Origin of the sequence: Modicisalibacter sp. MOD 31.J (assembly GCF_020147985.1) — a bacterium.
GTDB lineage: Bacteria > Pseudomonadota > Gammaproteobacteria > Pseudomonadales > Halomonadaceae > Modicisalibacter > Modicisalibacter coralii.
Genome location: NZ_JAGXFF010000006.1, coordinates 64,793 through 84,867, shown reverse-complemented (window position 1 = coordinate 84,867; position 20,075 = coordinate 64,793). Strand labels below are relative to the sequence as shown.

At 68.3% G+C, this 20,075-nt stretch carries 22 protein-coding genes; 16 read left to right on the top strand and 6 right to left on the bottom strand.

Going from position 1 to position 20,075, the window contains the following annotated elements; genetic code table 11:
- Window positions 1–62 precede the first annotated feature (62 nt).
- Window positions 63–1,037: a methionyl-tRNA formyltransferase gene (gene fmt / locus KGR00_RS20165; protein WP_224419068.1), complete on the top strand. Its 975-nt coding sequence runs from the start codon at window positions 63–65 to the stop codon at window positions 1,035–1,037.
- A complete protein-coding gene (rsmB, locus tag KGR00_RS20160) occupies window positions 1,034–2,350 on the top strand; it encodes a 16S rRNA (cytosine(967)-C(5))-methyltransferase RsmB (RefSeq protein ID WP_224419067.1) in 1,317 nt (438 codons plus the stop codon). The genes fmt and rsmB overlap by 4 nt, the downstream gene beginning before the upstream one ends.
- Window positions 2,351–2,467: 117 nt before the next feature.
- Here rsmB and KGR00_RS20155 read toward each other — a convergent pair whose 3' ends face one another.
- Both KGR00_RS20155 and KGR00_RS20150 read right to left on the bottom strand, forming a co-directional pair.
- Entirely contained in the window at window positions 2,468–3,634 is a 1,167-nt protein-coding gene (locus KGR00_RS20155; RefSeq protein ID WP_224419066.1) for an MFS transporter, read from the bottom strand.
- Window positions 3,635–3,647: 13 nt separating this feature from the next.
- Window positions 3,648–4,682, bottom strand: coding sequence for an aldo/keto reductase (locus tag KGR00_RS20150; protein ID WP_224419065.1), 1,035 nt, complete (start codon window positions 4,680–4,682; stop codon window positions 3,648–3,650).
- Window positions 4,683–4,770: 88 nt separating this feature from the next.
- Here KGR00_RS20150 and KGR00_RS20145 point away from each other — a divergent pair, with 88 nt between their 5' ends.
- The 9 genes from KGR00_RS20145 (at window position 4,771) to KGR00_RS20105 (ending at window position 13,517) form a co-directional block, all read left to right on the top strand.
- Window positions 4,771–5,676 carry a LysR family transcriptional regulator gene (locus KGR00_RS20145; RefSeq protein WP_224419064.1) on the top strand — a complete coding sequence of 302 codons (906 nt, stop codon included), beginning with the start codon at window positions 4,771–4,773 and terminating at the stop codon, window positions 5,674–5,676.
- Between the two features lie 241 nt (window positions 5,677–5,917).
- A complete protein-coding gene (locus KGR00_RS20140) occupies window positions 5,918–6,232 on the top strand; it encodes a metalloregulator ArsR/SmtB family transcription factor (protein WP_224419063.1) in 315 nt (104 codons plus the stop codon).
- On the top strand, window positions 6,229–6,591 hold the full coding sequence (locus tag KGR00_RS20135; RefSeq protein ID WP_224419062.1) for an SRPBCC domain-containing protein: 363 nt from the start codon (window positions 6,229–6,231) through the stop codon (window positions 6,589–6,591). The genes KGR00_RS20140 and KGR00_RS20135 overlap by 4 nt, the downstream gene beginning before the upstream one ends.
- Window positions 6,592–6,615: 24 nt before the next feature.
- Window positions 6,616–7,224 (top strand): ATP-dependent Clp protease proteolytic subunit, encoded by a 609-nt coding sequence (locus KGR00_RS20130; RefSeq protein ID WP_129139243.1) that lies wholly within the window; start codon window positions 6,616–6,618, stop codon window positions 7,222–7,224.
- Between the two features lie 191 nt (window positions 7,225–7,415).
- On the top strand, window positions 7,416–7,622 hold the full coding sequence (locus KGR00_RS20125) for a dodecin (RefSeq protein ID WP_129139242.1): 207 nt from the start codon (window positions 7,416–7,418) through the stop codon (window positions 7,620–7,622).
- A gap of 164 nt (window positions 7,623–7,786) precedes the next feature.
- A complete protein-coding gene (gene trkA / locus KGR00_RS20120) occupies window positions 7,787–9,160 on the top strand; it encodes a Trk system potassium transporter TrkA (protein WP_129139241.1) in 1,374 nt (457 codons plus the stop codon).
- A gap of 67 nt (window positions 9,161–9,227) precedes the next feature.
- Window positions 9,228–10,676, top strand: a complete 1,449-nt coding sequence (locus KGR00_RS20115) for a TrkH family potassium uptake protein (RefSeq protein WP_224419061.1) — start codon at window positions 9,228–9,230, stop codon at window positions 10,674–10,676.
- 147 nt (window positions 10,677–10,823) lie between these two features.
- Window positions 10,824–12,050 (top strand): TraB/GumN family protein, encoded by a 1,227-nt coding sequence (locus tag KGR00_RS20110; protein WP_224419060.1) that lies wholly within the window; start codon window positions 10,824–10,826, stop codon window positions 12,048–12,050.
- 309 nt (window positions 12,051–12,359) lie between these two features.
- Window positions 12,360–13,517 carry a GGDEF domain-containing protein gene (locus KGR00_RS20105; protein ID WP_224419059.1) on the top strand — a complete coding sequence of 386 codons (1,158 nt, stop codon included), beginning with the start codon at window positions 12,360–12,362 and terminating at the stop codon, window positions 13,515–13,517.
- A 28-nt stretch (window positions 13,518–13,545) separates the two neighbouring features.
- Here the strand turns inward: KGR00_RS20105 and KGR00_RS20100 are convergent, their stop codons facing one another.
- From KGR00_RS20100 to KGR00_RS20090, 3 genes are all read right to left on the bottom strand, one after another.
- The gene (locus KGR00_RS20100; protein ID WP_129139237.1) at window positions 13,546–14,283 is read right to left on the bottom strand and encodes a DTW domain-containing protein; all 738 of its coding nucleotides are present in this window, start codon (window positions 14,281–14,283) and stop codon (window positions 13,546–13,548) included.
- A 71-nt stretch (window positions 14,284–14,354) separates the two neighbouring features.
- On the bottom strand, window positions 14,355–15,305 hold the full coding sequence (locus KGR00_RS20095; RefSeq protein WP_239031376.1) for a bile acid:sodium symporter family protein: 951 nt from the start codon (window positions 15,303–15,305) through the stop codon (window positions 14,355–14,357).
- A gap of 168 nt (window positions 15,306–15,473) precedes the next feature.
- Complete coding sequence (locus KGR00_RS20090) at window positions 15,474–15,998, bottom strand: polymer-forming cytoskeletal protein (protein WP_224419058.1); 525 nt, start codon at window positions 15,996–15,998, stop codon at window positions 15,474–15,476.
- A gap of 171 nt (window positions 15,999–16,169) precedes the next feature.
- Here KGR00_RS20090 and KGR00_RS20085 point away from each other — a divergent pair, with 171 nt between their 5' ends.
- Window positions 16,170–16,694 carry a polymer-forming cytoskeletal protein gene (locus KGR00_RS20085; RefSeq protein ID WP_224419057.1) on the top strand — a complete coding sequence of 175 codons (525 nt, stop codon included), beginning with the start codon at window positions 16,170–16,172 and terminating at the stop codon, window positions 16,692–16,694.
- A gap of 12 nt (window positions 16,695–16,706) precedes the next feature.
- Here the strand turns inward: KGR00_RS20085 and KGR00_RS20080 are convergent, their stop codons facing one another.
- The gene (locus tag KGR00_RS20080; protein ID WP_129139233.1) at window positions 16,707–17,426 is read right to left on the bottom strand and encodes a Sir2 family NAD-dependent protein deacetylase; all 720 of its coding nucleotides are present in this window, start codon (window positions 17,424–17,426) and stop codon (window positions 16,707–16,709) included.
- A 135-nt stretch (window positions 17,427–17,561) separates the two neighbouring features.
- Here KGR00_RS20080 and KGR00_RS20075 point away from each other — a divergent pair, with 135 nt between their 5' ends.
- From KGR00_RS20075 to purE, 4 genes are all read left to right on the top strand, one after another.
- On the top strand, window positions 17,562–18,356 hold the full coding sequence (locus tag KGR00_RS20075; RefSeq protein ID WP_224419056.1) for a pseudouridine synthase: 795 nt from the start codon (window positions 17,562–17,564) through the stop codon (window positions 18,354–18,356).
- Window positions 18,353–19,174 carry a tRNA cyclic N6-threonylcarbamoyladenosine(37) synthase TcdA gene (tcdA, locus tag KGR00_RS20070; RefSeq protein ID WP_224419055.1) on the top strand — a complete coding sequence of 274 codons (822 nt, stop codon included), beginning with the start codon at window positions 18,353–18,355 and terminating at the stop codon, window positions 19,172–19,174. The genes KGR00_RS20075 and tcdA overlap by 4 nt, the downstream gene beginning before the upstream one ends.
- Entirely contained in the window at window positions 19,164–19,397 is a 234-nt protein-coding gene (locus KGR00_RS20065) for a DUF1653 domain-containing protein (RefSeq protein ID WP_129139230.1), read from the top strand. Before tcdA ends, KGR00_RS20065 begins: the two co-directional genes overlap by 11 nt.
- Window positions 19,398–19,567: 170 nt before the next feature.
- Complete coding sequence (gene purE, locus KGR00_RS20060) at window positions 19,568–20,074, top strand: 5-(carboxyamino)imidazole ribonucleotide mutase (RefSeq protein WP_129139229.1); 507 nt, start codon at window positions 19,568–19,570, stop codon at window positions 20,072–20,074.
- Window position 20,075: the final 1 nt, after the last annotated feature.

Sequence of the window (20,075 nt, the reverse complement as noted above, 5' to 3'; positions counted from 1 at the left end):
TTTTCGTCCGGCGCCCCATCCGCTACCCTATCGCCCAACTCCCCCTCAGCAAGGCCCTGTCGATGACCCGATCCCTGCGCGTCGTTTTCGCCGGCACTCCGGATTTCGCCGCGGAGAGTCTCCGCGCCCTGCTCGCCAGCCGCCACGACGTGATCGCCGTATACACCCAGCCGGACCGGCCCGCCGGGCGCGGCCGCAAGCTCACCCCCAGCCCGGTCAAGGCGCTGGCCCTCGAACACGACCTGCCCGTGCATCAGCCCGCCACCCTCAAGGCCGAGGACGCACAGCGCGAACTCGCCGCCTACCGGCCCGACGTCATGGTGGTGGTCGCCTACGGCCTGCTGCTGCCCCAGGCGGTCCTCGACATCCCGCGTCTCGGCTGTCTCAACGTGCATGCCTCGCTGCTGCCGCGCTGGCGCGGTGCGGCGCCGATCCAGCGCGCCATCGAGGCCGGCGATACCGAAAGCGGCGTGGCCATCATGCAGATGGACGCCGGGCTGGATACCGGCGACGTGTTGCTGGAACGCCGCACGCCGATCACGGCGACCACCACCGGCGGCGAGCTTCACGACCGACTGGCCGCGCTGGGCGGCGAGGCGCTCGTCGCCACTCTGGAGGGCCTCGCCGGGCCCGGGATCGAAGCCGTCCCGCAGCCCGCCGAGGGTGTGACCTATGCCGCCAAGCTCTCCAAGGCCGAGGCGGCACTGGACTTCACCCGACCGGCCGCGGAACTCGCTGCCCGGGTACGCGCCTTCAACCCCTGGCCGGTGGCCTGGACGCGCCTGGGCGACGACACGCTGCGCCTGTGGCTGGCCGAGGCCGATGACACAGTAGCCACCGCGTCGGCGCCCGGCACGCTGCTGGAAAGCGCGCCGGATGCCCTGCGCATCGCCTGCGGTCCCGAGGGCCGCGAGGTGCTGCGGGTGACCCGTGCCCAGTTGCCCGGCGGCAAGCCGCTGGCGGTACGCGAGCTGCTCAATGCCCGCGGCGAGCGCTTCGCCCCGGGGCAGGTCCTGGGCAAGGAGGCAAGCGCATGAGTCGCGTCGATGTTCGTGCCGTCGCGGCGAGAGTGCTCGCTCCGGTGCTGGCCGGTCAGGGCTCGCTTGCCGGGCTCGACGCGGCGCTGGCCGAGGCCGGTGTGGTCGAGCGCGATCGCGGCTTCGCCAAGGCGCTGTGCTTCGGCGTGTGCCGGACCCTGCCGCGTCTCGAAGCGCTCGCCGGCGAACTGCTCCGCCAGCCCTTCAAGCCCCGGGATGCCGACGTTCAGGCCCTGCTGCTGCTGGGGCTCTACCAGTTGCTCCACATGCGCGTGCCACCCCATGCCGCGGTGGGTGAAACCGCCGGCGCCGCCCGCGCGCTGCGCAAGGAGTGGGCCACCCGGGTACTCAACGGCTGCCTGCGCCGCTTCCAGCGCGAGGCGACGACACTCCAGGCCCGGGTCGACCGCGACCCCGGCGTAGCCCTGATGCATCCGCCGTGGTTACTCAAGCGGCTGCGTCACGCCTGGCCCGATGACTGGCGAGCGATCGCCGAGGCCAACAACCACCCCGGGCCGCTGACCCTGCGCGTCAACGCCCGGCGCACGACCCGCGACGCCTACCTGGCGCGTCTCGTGGAGGCAGGCCTCCCGGCGTCGCCCTGTCCTCATGCCGGCTCGGGGATCACCCTGGCCGAGCCCTGCGACGTCGCCGCCCTGCCCGGCTTCGCCGAGGGCGAGGTCAGCGTTCAGGACGAGGCGGCCCAACTCGCCGAAGGCCTGCTCGCGCCGGCGCTGGAAGGCGGCAACGGCCGGCGCGTGCTCGATGCCTGCGCCGCCCCCGGCGGCAAGACGGCGCACCTGCTGGAAGCCTTCGATGCCGAGCTGACGGCGCTGGACGTCGACGCCGAGCGTCTCGCCCGGATCCGCGCGACCCTGGAGCGACTGGGCCTCTCGGCGCGTCTCGAGCGCGCCGACGCCAGTGCCCTCGCCTGGTGGGACGGCACGCCTTACGACGCCATCCTGCTCGACGCCCCCTGCTCCGGCACCGGCGTGATCCGCCGCCACCCCGACATCAAGCACCTGCGCCGCCCGGCCGACTTGCGCGAACTCGCCACCCTGCAGGCGCGTCTGCTGGATACCCTGTGGCAGACACTCGCCCCCGGCGGCACCCTGCTCTACGCCACCTGCTCGGTGCTGCCCGAGGAAAACGCCGACCAGATCGACGCCTTCCTGACACGCACCCCGGATGCCAAGGCGACCACGCCGGAGGCCGCCTGGGGGCGTGTCGCCGGCGCCGGACGCCAGCTGTTGCCGCAGGACGACGGCCACGACGGCTTCTTCTACGCGCGGCTGGAGAAGGCCACCATCTGAGGCGATCGCCGGCAGCCGCCGGTCACTTTCCGCCCTCATGACGTCGGGCCGGTGTCCTCGGACACCGGCCCGCTTTCGCGACGGGTGTATGGCGAACCGTTCACGTCCCGGACCGCCTCATCCGCACGCCGTCGCTTCACCGCCACGCTCCCGGGCGGCGAGCCATACGCCAGCCAGTGCCAGCACGGCCATCACCGCACCCGCCATTGGCACCGCCGAATAACCCAGCCCGGCCGCGATGACCGCGCCGCCCAGCGCCGCGCCCACCGCATTGCCCAGATTGAAGGCGCCGATATTGACCGCCGAGGCCAGATTGGGTGCCTCGCCGGCCGCGGCGATCACCCGCACCTGCAGCGGCGGCACGATGGCGAAGCTGGCCACGCCCCACAGGAACACCAGCACGCTCGTCGGCACGCGGAACGGCAACAGCAGTGCCAAAGCGATCAGTATCAGACTCAGGCCCGCCAGCGTCACGATTAGCGTGCGATCCACGGAGCGATCCGCCGCGCGCCCACCTAGCCAGTTGCCGACCGTCAGCCCCAGGCCATAGACCACCAGCAGGGTCGTCACCAGACCGATCGAGGCGCCGGACTCAACCTGCAGGATAGGCACGATGTAGGTGTAGACCGTAAACATAGCGCTGGCCCCCAGCACGGTAAGCGTCAACGCCACCAGCACCGGGGCCCGCCCCAGCACCCGGAGTTCCGCCAGCGCCCCGCCCCCGGCCGGCGCCGGACGGTCGGGCAGCGTCATGCGGAGCGCCAGCATGGTGACCAGACCCAGCGCGGTGATCGCCCAGAAGGGTGCGCGCCAGCCCAGTTGCTCGCCCGCCCAGGTGGCCAGCGGCACGCCCAGTACGGTGGCCAGGGTCAAGCCGGTGAACATCGCCGCCACCGCGCTCGCCCCGCGACCGGGCGGCACCAGACTGGCGGCCACCACCGCGCCGACACCGAAGAAGGCACCATGATTAAGCGAGGTGACGAGACGCGCCACGAGTAGCATGGCGTAATTCTGCGATAGCGCCGCCAGCAGATTACCCAACGTAAAGATGGCGGCGAGGCCGATCAGCAGCGTACGCCGCCGCAGCCGGCCGGTAGTCAGCGTCATCAATGGCGCCCCCAGCATCACGCCGATGGCATAGGCGCTGATCAATAACCCTGCGGTGGGAATCGAGACCCCAAGATCGGTGGCGATCAGCGGCAGCAGGCCCATCGGCGAGAACTCGGAGACGCCGATCGCAAAGGCACCAGTGGCCAGCGCCAGTAGAGGAGGATGGCGTGTCATGGATCCTCCTCCTTCAGACCAGCGCCGGATTCAGGCGGGCAAAGCCCTCCTGATAGCGGTAGGGCGCGTACGGATACGGCGGCAGCACGTCGCTTGCCGCGTCCAGGTGCGCTACCTGAGCGGGCGTCAGTGACCAGCCCACCGCACCGAGATTGTCGCGTAACTGAGCCTCGTGGCGTGCCCCGACAATGACCGAGGAGACGGTCGGCCGCCCGATCAGCCAGGCGAGCGCGATCTGCGGAATACTCTTGCCGGTTTCCGCCGCCACTTCATCCAGCGCGTCGACGACACGGTAGAGTCGTTCGTTCTCGACCGGTGGGGCAAACTGTGCGCTTCGATGTAATCGACTGCCTTCAGGGATAGGACTGCCGCGCCGGATTCTGCCGGTCAGTCGCCCCCAACCCAGCGGGCTCCAAACCAGCGCACCCACCCCTTGATCGGCACCGAGCGGCATCAGACCGGCTTCGTAGTCCCGCCCGATCAGCGAGTAGTAGACTTGGTGGGCGACGAAGCGTGGCCAGCCATTGCGGTCGGCCATTGACAGCGCCTTCATCAGCTGCCAGCCGGGATAGTTGGAGACGCCCACATGGCGGACCTTGCCATCGCGAACCAGCTGGTCGAGCGTCGACAATAACTCCTCTACCGGCGTCGAGGCATCTAAAGCGTGAAGCTGGAGGATGTCGATGTAGTCGGTACCGAGTCGGCGCAATGACGCCTCCACCGCGCGCAGTAGCCGACCACGCGCGACGCCCCAATCGTCCGGTCCGTCGCCCAAGGGGAGGCCCGTTTTGGTCGAGATCATCAGTTGATCGCGCCGCCCCTTTATCGCCACTCCCAGAATCTCTTCCGATGCGCCGTCGGAATAGACGTCGGCCGTGTCGAACAAGGTGACGCCGGCGTCGAGACAGATATCCACCATCCGCCTTGCCTGCTCGGTGCCGCTATCACCCCAGGCACTAAATAGCGGTCCCTTGCCGCCGAATGTGCCGGCGCCGAAACTCAGGACAGGAACGCGCAGCCCCGCTGCCCCCAACTGGCGATATTGCATGATGAACTCCCACTGATGGACATTTGATGCAAAGATAAATGCCCAACCGGGGCTTGATTAGCCCACCGCAACGCCAGGGAATTGTGACATGCACGCAAAGATACCCATCGTCACTGACCGCACGCGTGAGCTGGAGGTGTTCGTCGCCATCGCCGCCGAAGGCAGCTTCTCGGCGGCGGGTCGTCGGCTCGGGCTATCCCCGTCGGCAGTGAGCCGTACCGTCGACCGGATCGAGTCAAGGCTAGGCGTGCGTCTGGTGCTACGCAGCACCCGAGCACTGACCGTCACCGCCGAGGGCCACGCCTATTGTCAGGCGGCCCGCCGCATCCTCGCCGACCTCGACGAGGCCGAGCAGACGATTGCCGACCTGGGGGCGCCACGGGGGCGATTGCGGGTCAGCGCGTCATTGTCTCACGGACGACTTTGCGTGGTGCCACGATTGGGCGAATTCAGCGCGTGCTACCCTGAAATCCTGGTGGACATCAACCTGACCGATACCGTGGTCGACATCGCCGCCGGCGAGGCCGACGTCGGCATTCGCTTCGGGCGTCTCCCGGATAGCTCGCTCAACGCTCGCCGACTGGGCGAGAGCCGCCGGGTGATCGTCGCCTCGCCCGACTATCTGGCGCGGCACGGCACGCCGCGCGTACCGCAGGACCTTCATGCGCACAACTGTCTCAATTTCAACTTCCGCCGCGCCGAACCGACCTGGCCCTTCCACGATGCCGGGCACGACTACACGCTGGGCGTGAAAGGCACGTTCGAGGCCAACAATGGCGAAACCCTGGGCCAGCTCGCCAGCGCCGGGGTGGGTATTGCCCGGGTAGGCGCCTTCAGCGTGGCCCCCGACATCGCCGCCGGACGCCTGGTAGCGCTGCTGGAGGCCTACAATCCGGGCGATGTGGAGGAAATTCACGCGGTTTTCATCGGTGGTGCCAACATGCCCGCCCGAGTGCGCACCTTCGTCGACTTCCTCGTGGACAACCTGCACTGAGCGCGTCTCCCCGGATGCACGGGCGACCACGCCGGAACCCGCCTGGTGGGGCGTGTCACCGGCGGCAGGCGCCCACTGGTGTTTGACAGAAAGATAAGCCCGCACTTATCTTTAAGCAGTGCTTGGTACCGGGCTCTTGGTTAGCTAGCCGGTAAACCGGCACCCGGAAAGCCAAGCTCAGTCTTCTCTGCGAGCTGGAGAGGTGTGGGCAAAAAGATAAGTCTCCACTTATATCAAGAGAATGAACGAAGCCACGCTATTTCATGCGCTCGCCGACCCCAACCGCCGGGCCCTGCTCGACCGCCTGAGGCTCGCCGAGCTCAACGCGACCGAACTGCGCCAAGGTCTGGATATTTCCCAGCCTGCGGTTTCACAGCATGTCGCCGTGCTCAGGCAAGCCGGGCTGATCGTGGCCAGCCGCCAGGGTCGACAGGTGCGCTACCGTATCGCCCCCGACGGCCTGCGGCCGCTGCTCGACTGGCTCCAGCGTTACCAGGACTTCTGGCCACAGCGTCTCGACAATCTGCAAACGCTTCTCGAGGAGATGGACCCATGAGTGAAGAGTCTCGACACGCCGAGATCGTGCACGAATGCGATCTCAACCATCCGCTCGAGCAGGTCTGGAAGGCCGTGACGACACCGGCGCTGCTGCCCCGGTGGATCGGTTTCAAACCGAGCGGCCCCGAGGCCAGGCGCGACGGGATCGACTACCGCATCGTCGAGACACAGGCGCCGCACCGCGTCTGGCTGGCCTGGCACGACCCCGCGACCGATCACCCCGACTCGACGGTGCTGATCGAGCTGACCCCGCTGCCGGCAGGTAGAACACGCTTACGTCTCACTCACCGTCCGGGCATCGCCATGCGGCGAGCCGCCAACGACGGTTGCCACTCACCGCAAGCCCTCGCCGCCTGACTGCCTTCGACCGGAGAAGCCGACATGAATACCCGCCTGCAGCTCGTCCCCACGGTGGTAGAGCAGTCCTCTCGCGGCGAACGCGCGTTCGATATCTATTCCCGCTTGCTGCGGGAGCGCATCGTGTTCCTCAATGGCGAGGTCAACGATGACTCCGCGGCACTGATCTGCGCGCAGCTACTGTTCCTGGAATCGGAGAACCCTGAAAAGGAGATCTCCTTCTATATCAACTCCCCTGGCGGGGTCGTCTCCAGTGCCTTCGCCATCTACGACACCATGCAGTTCATCACTGCCCCCGTTGCGACGCTGTGCATGGGGACGGCCTGTTCGGCGGCCTCGTTCCTGCTGATGGGTGGCGAGCCAGGCCGGCGAATGGCGCTGGCCAACGCCTCGGTGGTGATTCACCAGCCGCTGGGTGGCTTTCGCGGCCAGGCGTCGGATATCGCCATCCACGCGGCCAACATTCAGAAAACCAAGCGCCGGCTGATTGCGCTGTATGCCCAGCATTGCGGTCAGGACGAGACAACCGTCGAAAAAGCGCTCGACCGTGACAACTTCATGGACGCCGAGCAGGCTCGCGAGTGGGGGCTGATCGACACGGTCATGACACGGCGCAGCGACCTGGCTGCATGAATCGGCAAAAAACGCCCGGGCTGGCGTTCCCGCGGATGTTTAACGGCGTGTTGCCGAGCGCAGGCGACTCTCGTACAACGCCTTGATTCGACAATGCCCGGTGCCCGATGCCTATACTGTCGGCACGCCACCCCGCTGCACGACAATCGCCAGCGGGGTTCGCGTTTCTTTCCCGGCAAAAGGAGTGGCCCATGTCCCAACACGTCTACAAGCACATCGAACTGACCGGCTCCTCGCCCAAGGGCATCGAGGACGCCGTCGAGCAGGCGCTGGCCAAGGCCAACGAGACCCTGCACGACATGCGCTGGTTCGAGGTGATCGACACTCGCGGCCACATCGAGCACGGCCGCATCGAGCACTGGCAGGTGACCATCAAGGTCGGCTTCACGCTGAGCTGATCCCGGCCCGCCGGGCTGCGCCATGCCATCGCGCGGCCCGGCGAGCACGCCGGACGACGCCCCCATCCATCCCGCACCTGTCCCCCCACCGCCCGACTGGTTTATGCTAGCGCGCATTTGCGGCGAATCCGCCCCACCCAGCGAACCCTGCGGACGCGACATCGATGAAGATCATCATTCTCGGCGCCGGCCAGGTCGGCGGCACCCTGGCCGAACATCTGGCCCATGAAGAGAACGACATCACGGTGGTCGACACCGACACCGAACGGCTTCGCGAGCTGCACAACCGGCTCGACATCCGCACCGTGACCGGTCCCGCTTCCTACCCGATGGTGTTGCGCCAGGCCGGCGGCGAGGATGCCGACATGCTGATCGCGGTGACCAACTCCGACGAAGTCAACATGGTCGCCTGCCAGGTCGCGCACACCCTGTTCCGCACGCCGACCAAGATCGCCCGGGTGCGCGCTGCCGCCTACCTGACCCGCAAGGGGCTGTTTTCCCACGATGCGGTGCCGGTGGACGTGCTGATCAGTCCCGAACAGGTGGTCACCGACCACATCCGCCGGCTGATCGTCTACCCCGGCGCGCTGCAGGTGCTCGAATTCGCCGGCGGTCAGGTCCAGCTGGTGGCGGTCAAGGCCTACTACGGCGGCCCGCTGGTGGGGCAGGAGCTGGGGTTCCTGCGGCGCCACATGCCCAACGTCGATACCCGTGTGGCGGCCATCTACCGCCGCAACCGGGCGATCATTCCGCGCGGCGACACGGTGATCGAGGCCGATGACGAAGTGTTCTTCATCGCCGCCCGCAAGGACATCCGTGCGGTGATGAGCGAACTGCGCAAGGTCGAGCGCGACTTCCGCCGGGTGCTGATCGCCGGCGGCGGCAACATCGGCCAGCGTCTCGCCGAGCAGCTCGAGCACAGCCATCAGGTCAAGATCATCGAGCACGACCTGAACCGCTGCACGGTGCTCTCGGAGCGGCTCGACCGCACCGTGGTGCTGCACGGCAGCGCGACCAGCAAGCGCCTGCTGATCGAGGAGAACATCGAGGACTGCGACATCTTCTGCGCACTGACCAACGACGACGAGGTCAACATCATGTCGTCGATGCTGGCCAAGCGGTTGGGGGCCAAGAAGGTGCTGACGCTGATCAACAACGCCGCCTACGTCGATCTGGTCCAGGGCGGCGAGATCGACATCGCCATCTCGCCCCAGCAGGCGACCATCGGCGGGCTGCTCACCCACGTGCGTCGCGGCGACATCGTCAATGTCCACTCGCTGCGTCGCGGCGCGGCCGAGGCGATCGAGGCGATCGCCCACGGCGACTCGCGCTCCTCCAAGGTGGTGGGTCGGGCGATCGACGAGATCGATCTGCCGGCGGGCACCACCATCGGCGCCGTGGTGCGCGGCAAGGAAGTGCTGATCGCCCACGACGACGTGGTGGTCGAATCCGGCGACCACGTCATCCTGTTCGTCATCGACAAGCGCCGCATCCGCGACGTCGAGCGCCTGTTCCAGGTCGGCCTGACGTTCTTCTGAGACCACCGGCGCACACCAACCACCGACAGACAACGACAATGCCGTACCACGCAAGGAACCCCGCGCCGTGAGCCCGCGCGTCACACTGCGCATCCTCGGCCTGCTGCTGATGCTGTTCAGCCTGACCCTGGTGCCGCCGATCCTGATCTCCTGGCTGTTCGCTGACGGCGTGTGGGAGGCCTTCGCCATCGCCATGGCGATCACCGCGAGCACCGGAGCGCTGCTCTACTGGCCCAACCGCCGTGCCCACAAGGAATTGCGTACCCGCGACGGCTTCCTGATCACGGTCCTGTTCTGGAGCGTACTGGGGCTGTTCGGCTCGCTGCCGCTGATGCTCGCCAGCGATCCGGCGCTGTCGTGGACCGACGCGGTATTCGAGTCCTTCTCGGGGCTGACCACCACCGGCGCCACCGTGCTCACCGGCATCGACCTGCTGCCCGAGGGCATTCGCTACTACCGTCAGCAGCTGCAGTGGCTGGGCGGCATGGGGATCGTGGTGCTGGCGGTGGCGATCCTGCCCACGCTGGGCATCGGCGGCATGCAGCTCTACCGTACCGAGATCCCCGGCCCGCTCAAGGATTCCAAGCTCACCCCGCGCATCACCGAGACCGCCAAGGCGCTGTGGTACATCTACGCGGCGCTGACGCTGGCCTGCTTCGGCGCCTACTGGCTGGCCGGCATGAACTGGTTCGACGCCCTGGGCCACAGCTTCTCGACGGTGGCGATCGGCGGCTTCTCGACCTACGACGCCAGCATCGGCTATTTCGACAGCCCCGCCATCGAGATGATCTGCGTGGTGTTCATGGTGATCTCGTCGGCCAGCTTCGGCCTGCACTTCGCCGTGTGGCGCGAGAAGCGCCTGCTTCACTACGTGCAGGACTCGGAATTCCGCTTCTTCATCACCTTCCTCGCCCTGCTCTGCCTGATCAGCATGGTCACGCTCCTCCTCGATCCCAACTACACCCAGTGGAAGGCGCTGCGTCACGGATTGTTCGAAACGGTGTCGGTAGCCACCACCACCGGCTTCGGCGTCGCCGACTTCTCGCTGTGGCCGGGCGCCCTGCCGTTCATGCTGTTCGTCGCCGCCTTCGTCGGCGCCTGCTCGGGCTCCGCTGGCGGCGGCATGAAGGTGATCCGCATCCTGCTGATCATCAAGCAGGGCATGCGCGAGGTGATGCGCCTGATCCACCCCAACGCGGTGATCGCCATCAAGGTCGGCAAGGTCCGCGTCACCGACGGCGTCTCCCAGGCGGTGTGGGGCTTCTTCGCCGTCTACGTGATGCTGTTCTTCCTGATGCTGATCGGCATGCTGGCCACCGGGCTCGATCAGGTCACCGCCTGGTCGGCGGTGGGCGCGGCGCTCAACAACCTGGGCCCCGGGCTCGGCGAGGTGGCCAACGACTACGGCGACATTCCGGGGCTGGCCAAGTGGATCCTGGTGGTGGCGATGGTGCTGGGACGCCTGGAGATCTTCACGGTGCTGGTGTTGTTCATGCCGGCCTTCTGGCGACGCTAGGCGTTCTACGAAAATGGTCTGCGCTCGCCGAGGTTTCGCGCCAGCCCTGGTTGCCCGGGACAGCAAGATGGCAGCAATCGCCACTGGCGTTTGCCCGCCCGGCCATGACGTGGATAATCGAGCTTCTGCCCGAGATAGCGAGCCTTCATGACCGACACTCAGGACACCGCCGCGCCGGACACCACCCAAGGCCCCCGCCAGGTGGTCGAGGTCGGCGATACCCGCTACACCCTGCTGGGCACCGCCCACGTCTCGCGCGCCAGCGCCGACGAGGTTCGCGAGTTGATCGTCTCCGGTGACTTCGACGCCGTGGCGATCGAACTCTGCCCCTCGCGCCACCAGAGTCTCACCCAGCCCAATGCCATGGGCGATCAGGACCTGTTCCAGGTGTTCCGCCAGGGCAAGGCGGGCATGGTCATGGCGAGCCTGGCGCTGGGCGCCTTCCAGCAGCGCGTCGCCGAGCAGTCCGGCATCGAGCCCGGCGCCGAGATGCGCGAGGCCGTCAAGGCCTGCCGCCGCGCCGACCTGCCGCTGCAGCTGATCGATCGCGACATCGGCGTGACCCTCAAGCGCGTCTACGCCAGGGTGCCCTGGTGGCAGCGCGCCGGGCTGATCGGCGGGCTGTTGGGCAGCCTGCTGTCGCGCCAGAAGGTGTCCAGCGAGGAGATCGAACGACTCAAGCAGGGCGATGTGCTGGAATCCACCTTCGCCGAGTTCGCCGAGCAGTCCGAGGCGCTCTACACCCCGCTGATCCGCGAGCGCGACCGCTACATGGCGTTGCGCCTGGCCGAGGAGAACACGCCGCCCCGCTACCGCAACGTGCTGGTGGTGATCGGCGCCGGCCATCTCAAGGGGCTCGCCGAGCATCTCTCGCAGCCGCTGCCCGAGGCGCCGGGCGAGGAGCGCGCCACGCTGGAAGCCACCCGGCCCCGGGCGCGCTGGTGGAAGGTCATCCCGTGGCTGATCACGGCGCTGGTGCTGGCGGGCTTCGCGCTGGGTTTCTCGCGGGACACCCAGCTCGGCTGGCAGTTGATCGGCGAGTGGTTCCTGATCAACGGCGTGCTCTCGGCGCTGGGCTCGGCGATCGCCCTGGCCCACCCGCTGACCGTGGCGGCGACCTTCGTCGCCGCCCCCTTGACCTCGCTCAACCCGACCATCGGCGCCGGGTTCGTCGCCGCCGGCGTCGAGCTGGCGCTGCGCAAGCCCAAGGTCCGCGACTTCTCGCGGCTGCGCCACGACGTCAGCTCGGTGAAGGGCTGGTGGCGCAACCGCGTCTCGCGCACCCTGCTGGTCTTCCTGCTCGCCACCATCGGCTCGGCGGCGGGTACCTGGATCGCCGGGCTGCGCATCGCCGAGCAACTGCTGGGCCACTGACCCGGCCCTGCCGCACTGGCGTCATCGCGCCGCCTGCCATCTGACACGGCGGCCACCACTCTCAGCGACGCCACTGGCCCCCCCGCCATGGGGCGGGCCGATGTGCTCTCCTCCCCCGCCACTGCTCGCAAGCCGTGCCACCGGCGCCGGCAACGCTTCAGGGCAAACCTATGCCGGCCGATAAGACGGCTAGGGCCTTAAAAAACCATCAACAACACCCCTGACACGGCGGTCACGACTATCCGAGGATACGGTAGACGGGGCTACCGCCATACGACGTCGTCCTGCACGCAAAAAGGCCAGCCGCCCATGCTGACAAACTTCTTCGCGCGTCCTCGTGCCTACTCGCTGCCGCGCTGGCGCTGCATGTACTGGCTGCTCTGCGACCCTCGTCTGCCCAAGCCGATCCAGCAAAGCCTGCTGATCGGCCCCACCATACAGACGTCTTTCATGTGGTCGGGGACGATCACGATTCTCCTGCTGACGCTGATCGCGGTATACCGCAATCCGACACCGGCGTTCTGGGCGTGGTGTCTGGCCACGCTGTCAGTCTCGGCTTACCGCATCTGGCTGCAGTACCTGATCAAGCGACGCTGGGACAGGCAGCATATCGCGACGCCGGCCGACCAGGCCTACCTGGCCAACCTGCTATGGAGCGCCGTCACCGGTCTCGGCACCGCGCTCTGCCTGCTCAGTGGCGACACCGTCCTGCAGGTATTGACCATCTCCAGCATGGTCGCCCTGGCCTCGATCGCAGCGGGGTTCTCGCATGGCACACCCCGTTACGCCATGCTGCAGGTCCTGCTGCTGGATCTGCCGCTCAAACTCGCGGTCCCCTTTCAGCCCGAACCCTGGTTCTGGGTGCTCCTGCTGCAGGGCCCCTTCTTCTGGGTGGCGCTGCACATGATGACCCGCACGCTTCACAAAATGTCGGCCCAGTTGCTGCTCGACGAGTATCAGAGCCGGCAAAAGGCGCACCGGGATCCGTTGACCGAACTCTTGAACCGGGAAGGCTGGTTTCGCGAGGCACTGGCGGTGCGCGGCCCGGGCCGGGCGCCGATGCCGGCCGGCCTGCTGTTCATCGATCTCGACGGCTTCAAGCGCATCAATGACACCCATGGACACCTGAAGGGTGACCAGCTGCTGCACCAGATCGCCACCCTCATGAGCGACGCCCTGCGCGCCGATGACATCCTGGCACGCTGGGGCGGCGATGAATTCGTGATCCTGCTGCCGGGCGCCGACGCCGACGCGAGCCGGACGGTCGCGCAACGCCTGATAGAGATCACCGCCGATCTCGGTCGGGTCCACACGGAATTCGGGCTGAGCATCGGACTCGTCCACTGCGACGATTGGCGGGGCGCGAACCGCGAGCGCATCGAGCAGTTGATCGCCCGGGCGGATCAGGCGCTCTACCGGGCCAAGCAGGACGGCAAGGGACAGTTCCAGGAAGCCCGCGACGTGTGAGCCTCCGGGTCGAGCCGCGTGCGGCCCGTCAGTCGCGACGCCTCGAGCGCAGACGCCGCATTGCCGGTGTCGGCCCCTCCAGCTTGCTGTGCCGCCGGCTGGCGGCATAGCTGTCGTTGAAGGCGTCGAAATAGTCGTCGAGCACGTCCGCCGCCGCCGTGTCGCCGACCTGACGCAGCAGTTCGGCGGCGACCTCGGCGGTGCACAGATGCGACGCCGAGGCCGGCTTGCGCAGGTGATAACGGGTGTGTCGTTGCGTGTGCAGCGGCAATACCGGCAACGCGGCGAGATAAGGACTCTTGCGAAAGATCCGCCGGGCCTGGCGCCAGGTGCCATCGAGCAGGATCAGCACCGGAATGCGTCCCTGCTCGCCGACGGCGACGACCGCTTCGGGCCCCACCACCCGCTCGGCATAGTCCGGCTGATCGTCGGGGAACACCACGAAGGGCGCGAAGCGCGGATCGTCGAGCAGCGCCAGCAGGCGTTCGTCCGGCTCGGTGCGATACCAGGTGAACACCTCGGTGGTGGGCAGCACGTGACCGATCAGCCGCCCGGTGTTGGTGGGCTTGTAGTGCTCCAGCGGGTGGGTCAGCAGCCAGACCCGGGTCCGGCTCCCGGCAGAGACCCGGTAGGGGCACAGGCAGTTGAGCGCTGGCAGACGGCAGGTATCACAGCGCTCGACGAAGCTCCCGCGCGCCTTGAAGGGCTTGCGCGGCGGGTCGGCCTCACCGCTGGAAGCGGTGGTGTCGTGCAGGGCATCTCTCATCGGGAATCGGGTCACCAACGAAACGGGCCGGGCATTCTAGCATGCCCGGCCCGTCGTCCTCAGCGGAGAGGTCAGTCCGTGCCGAGAGCCGGCTTACGGGGCCCGTCGTCCACCGGGCGACGCTTCCAGTAGCCCGCCAGCAGCGAGCCGGAGACGTTGTGCCAGACCGAGAACAGCGCCCCGGGCAGCGCCGACGTGGCGGTGAAGAACTGGTTGGCCAGCGTCACCGCCAGGCCGGAGTTCTGCAGGCCCACCTCGAAGGCGATGGTCCGCGCGGTGCGGGTGTCGAAGCGCAGCGCCCGCGCCAGGCCGTAGCCGGCGGCCAGACCGATGCCGTTGTGGGCAATCACCGCCAGCGCGACGATCGGCCCCAGCGTCGCCAGGCGTCCGGCGTTGAGCGCCACGACGATGGCGATGATCAGCACGATGGCCGCCATGGCCAACGTCGCCAGCGCCGGTTCGACGGCCTGGATGCGCTCGCCGAGCAGATGGTGGATCACCACGCCCAGGGCGATCGGCGCCACCACCAGTTGCGCGATGCTCATCAGCATGCCGGCCACCGGCACATCGACGCTCTGGCCGACCAGCAGCAGGGTGAGCAGCGGCGTGGCGAACACCGAGATCAGCGTCGAGACCATGGTCATCGATACCGACAGCGCCACATGGCCGCCGGCCAGCCAGGTCATGACGTTGGACGAGGTACCGCCGGCGGTGGCGCCGACCAGCACCATGCCGATGGTCAGCTCGGGCGAGAGCCCCAGGAGCTTGGACACCAGCAACGCCGCCAGCGGCATGATCAGAAACTGCAGTACCACACCCACGGCGATCGGCTTGGGCGCTTTCACCACCCGCGCGAAATCGCCCTTGGTGAGGGTCAGCCCCATGGCGAACATGATCACCACCAGCAGGGTCTTGATGTAACCGGCCAGCCCGGTGAACAGGTCGGGCACGAAGGCGGCGATGACCGCGAGCAGCACGGCCCACAGGGGAAACAGACGATTGATGCGTTCGAAGATCGACATGCGTTATGTGTCCTGGCGTTGGAGGGTCGAAGACGGCCGCTGAGCACGGCTCTTGGCGTAATGGCCCACGGGCCTTACTTAGCCGGCTATCATGCCGCAACGCCGTCGACCGCGAAAGCCGACCTTCGCGCCCCGCGCCGGGGCGACCCAATCCGCGGGACCGTAAACTCAGGAACGCTCGTCGACCTCGTCATCACCGCCATCGTCGGCAGCCACCGGCACGCTCATCGCCGGCGTGGAAGCCGACGCGGCGTGGTCATCGTCGAAAGCCTCGGCGAGAATGGCGTTGTCGGGGTCCATGTCGACACTGCCGTGGAAGACGCCGCCATCCTCGAGCACCAGGCACGGACAGATGATCGTGCCGGTCACCCGCGCGCTGTCCCGCAGCGTCACCTTGTGGGCGACGATCAACCGGCCTTCCACGCGGCCGGCCACGCTCATCGCATGGGCGAAGACATCGCCGTTTACCTCACCCTCGCCACCGATCGTGACCGCGCTCTGCTTGCACTCGACGCGGCCCGTCACCCGGCCTTCGATGTGCAGGTCCTCGTCACCGACGATGTCACCCTCGACCCGCGTTGCCGCGCCGATCGTGGCGATGCGTCGCGTCTTGCCGCTGGGCGGCGCCGGGCGTTCCGGCGGGGCGACGTCCGGCGTCTCCGCCGCACCGCCACGGTGGGACTTGTTGAACATGTTTCGGGACTCCGTGCAGGGGGACGAGCTGCGCCATGGCAGCACCCGCCATTGAAACGCCTTCCGCCGTCGTCATCACATGGCACTGGCAAACGTTGGGCAAACGCTGGCCGGTGTTCAGCGCGCCAGCTTTGCGGCACAGTACGCCCTGAAACGTCTTGGAATGCAGACATGCCAATGGAAGTCAGTGGCTGGTTGATCCTGCTCGGGCTGATCGGCGTGCTGCTCATCCTGCTGGATGGGCGGCGTCGGCAGGCCCGTCACGACGCGACGCGGCCAAGCGCGTCGACCGGCGGATCACACGGCGGTGCCCAACCGGCCACGCTGCCCGCGATCTCCGCCGCGTCGTCGCCGGAGACCAGCGTGATGCTCCCCGAGCCGCCGGGAACCCTGGTGGGCGCGTCGCTGCGGGTCCGCGGCCGCATCCTCGCCGATGAGCCGGTGACCGTCTGCGGCCACGTCGCGGGCGACATCGAGGCGACCGGACAGCGTGTCACGGTCGCCGCCGGTGGCGAGGTCCAGGAGGGCATCGCGGCCCGGCACGTGGTGGTCGACGGTCGGGTATCCGGCCGTCTGCAGGCGATCCGACAGGTGGAATTGCTGTCGTGCGCCGTGGTCGAGGGGACCATCGTCAGCGACCGGCTGAGCTGCCAGGCCGGCGCCAGGCTGCGCGCCGAGGTGAAGTCGCCGAACTGACGCCTGCCTTGCCTACGGTGCGCTCAGGGCGCCGGCCTGCAACCAGTGATCGACCAGCCGCGGCACCCCGGTGCTCGCCGGCTCGTCGACGGCGGTGACCCAACGCGGCGAGACCTCGCTGGCCTTGGGGTCGACCAGCAGACAGGGACATTCGACGGGGGCGGCATCGATCAGCATCGCCGCCGGCATCACCGCCAGCGAGGTGCCGACCACCAGCAGCAGATCGGCCTCGGCGACGATGTCGCAGGCTTGCGGATAGGCGGGCACCGCCTCGCCGAACCACACCACGTGGGGGCGCAACTGGCTGCCCTTGTCGCACAGATCGCCCAGCCGGATGCCGCCGCGGGCCAGCGGGTAGACCAGCCGCGGATCGACGCTGGAGCGCGCCTTCAGTACCTCGCCGTGCAGATGGAGCACGTCCGAGGAGCCGGCACGCTCGTGGAGGTCGTCGATGTTCTGGGTGACGATATGCACCGCGAAGCCGGCCTGCTCGAGCCGCGCCAGCGCCTGATGCGCCGGGTTGGGTCGGGCCCGGCGTACCTGGTCGCGGCGCGCGTCGTAGAAGCGCAGCACCAGCCCGGGGTCGCGCGCCCAGGCTTCGGGGGTGGCGACGTCCTCGACGGCGTGGTCCTCCCACAGGCCGTTACCGTCGCGAAAGGTCTTCAGGCCACTCTCGGCACTGATGCCGGCCCCGGTCAGCACCACCAGGCGCCGTGGGCGGGTCTCGCTCATGTCGCTGGCTCCGTCGCAAGAGAAGGGCATCGACTATAGCACCGCTCCGGCGGCACACGGCAAGCCGCCGGGATGACAGCCCACCCCAGGAACGGCGACAATGCCCGCCCCTTTCGAGACAGGACCCCATCGACCGTGAGCGAGCCACTGCCGATCGTCTACCAGGATGAGAGCCTCGTCGCGGTGCGCAAGCCTTCGGGCCTGCTCGTCCACCGCACGGCACTGGCGCGCGGCGAGACCCGCTTCGCGCTGCAGACGCTGCGCGACCAGCTGGGCCGACACGTCCATCCCGTGCACCGCCTCGACCGGCCGACCTCGGGCCTTCTGCTGTTCGCCCTCGACGCCGACACGGCCCGGGAACTCGGCGAGGCCTTCACCGCCCAGCGCGTGGCGAAGCGCTATCTGGCGGTGGTGCGCGGTCTCGGCCCCGAGCACGACGTGCTCGATGCCGCCCTGCGCGAGGAGGACGCCCGCCGCCCCAAGGCCGAGATGCCCGCCCAGCCGGCGCGCACCGTGGTACGCCGGCTCGACAGCGTCGAGCTGCCGGTGACGGTCGACCGTTACCCCACGGCGCGCTACTCGTTGATAGAAGCCCGCCCGCAGACCGGCCGCCGTCACCAGATCCGCCGCCACCTGTCGCGGCGCGGTTACCCGATCATCGGCGACGCCAAGCATGGCAAGGGCGTGCACAATCGATTCTTTCGCGAGCGGCTGGATTGCGACCGACTGCTGCTCGCCGCCGTGGGGCTGCGCCTGTGGCATCCCCGTCGCCAGGCGATGCTCGAGCTGAACGGCGCGCTGGAACCGGACATGCAGACACTCTTCACGCGCTTCGGCTGGGCCGGTCACGCCCCCCGCGACGGCTATCGCTGGCTCGCCGATGCGACAGCCCCCCACACGACCCAGGACGCCTGCGAGGAATCGCCATGACCGACGACTACGCCTTTCGCTTCGGCGGCATCCGCCGCCTCTACGGCGCCCGGGCCGCCGAACGGTTCCGTCGCGCCCACGTGGTGGTGGTCGGCGTCGGCGGCGTGGGCAGCTGGGCCGTGGAGGCGCTGGCCCGGGCCGGCATCGGCAGGCTGACGCTGATCGATCTCGACGACGTCTGCGTGTCCAACGTCAACCGCCAGCTGCACGCCCTGGACGGCACCATCGGCCGGCCCAAGGTCGAGGTGCTGGCCGAGCGCTGTCGGGCCATCCATCCGGGCATCGAGGTCATCGCCGACAGCGCCTTCGTCACCCCGACCAACCTCGCCGAGCGCATCCCGGACGACGCCGATCACGTGATCGACGCCATCGACAGCGTCGTCGCCAAGGCCGCGCTGATCCACTGGTGCAAGCGGCGCAAGCTGGGGCTGACCGTGACCGGTGCCGCGGGCGGCCAGACCGACCCCACGCGGATCCGCGTCGCCGACCTGACGCGCACCGAGCACGACCCGCTGCTGGCCAAGGTCCGCGCCCGGCTGCGGCGCGATTTCGGCTTCTCGCGCAATCCCAAGCGCCGGTTCGGCGTTGAATGCGTCTATTCTGACGAGCAACTGGTCTATCCGGGCAGCGACGGCGAGGTCTGCCTGCAGAAGCCGGGCAGCGGCGAGGCCACCCGGCTCGACTGCGCCAGCGGCTTCGGCGCGGCCACCTTCGTCACCGGCAGCTTCGGCTTCGTCGCCGCCTCGCGCACCCTGGCCAGGCTGGCGGCGCGTCCGGCGCGCGTCTCTCTCAGCGAGGAGTCCTCCGATGCATCATGAAGCCTCCCGGCCGGTACCGGGCATCTATCGCCACTACAAGGGGCAGAGCTACGAGGTCCTGGGCCTGGCCCATCACAGCGAGACCGAGGAGCCGCTGGTGGTCTATCGCGCCCTGTACGGCGACTACGGGCTGTGGGTCCGGCCGCTGACGATGTTCAGCGAGACCGTCGAGGTCGCCGGTGAGCCGGTGCCGCGCTTCGAGCTCGAAGCGGCCTTCAAGTAACCGCCGGCGGGCGGCTGCCGGCGAGGGGGCGTCGATGGTATACTCCGGCGCTTTCTCGCCGGGGGCATCGCGGCCCGCCCGGCAATCCATCGACGAGCAAGCGCGTCCTGGCCGCCAGACCCCGAGCGGGCCGTCTCGGGCCACGGTCCGGCGACGCAAGGGGAAAACGCATGAGCGCACTGGTAGGCGTCATCATGGGGTCGAAGTCCGACTGGTCGACCCTGTGCCACACCACCGAGACCCTCGACAAGCTGGGCATCGAGCATGAAGTGCAGGTGGTTTCCGCCCACCGCACCCCGGATCTGCTGTTCGACTACGCCGGCAGCGCCGCCGAGCGCGGCCTCGAGGTGATCATCGCCGGTGCCGGGGGCGCCGCCCACCTGCCCGGCATGGCCGCCGCCAAGACCGTGTTGCCGGTACTCGGCGTGCCGGTACAGTCGAGCATGCTCAGCGGCGTCGACTCGTTGCTGTCGATCGTCCAGATGCCCGCCGGCATCCCCACCGGCACCCTGGCGATCGGTCGCGCGGGTGCCGTGAACGCCGCCCTGCTGGCGGCGGCGATGCTCGGCAACAAGTACCCCGAGATCCGCGAGCGCCTCGAGGCGTTCCGCGCCGAGCAGACCCGGGCCGTGCTCGACGCCCCGGACCCGCGAGCGCAGGACCAGGGAGGCCAGTGAC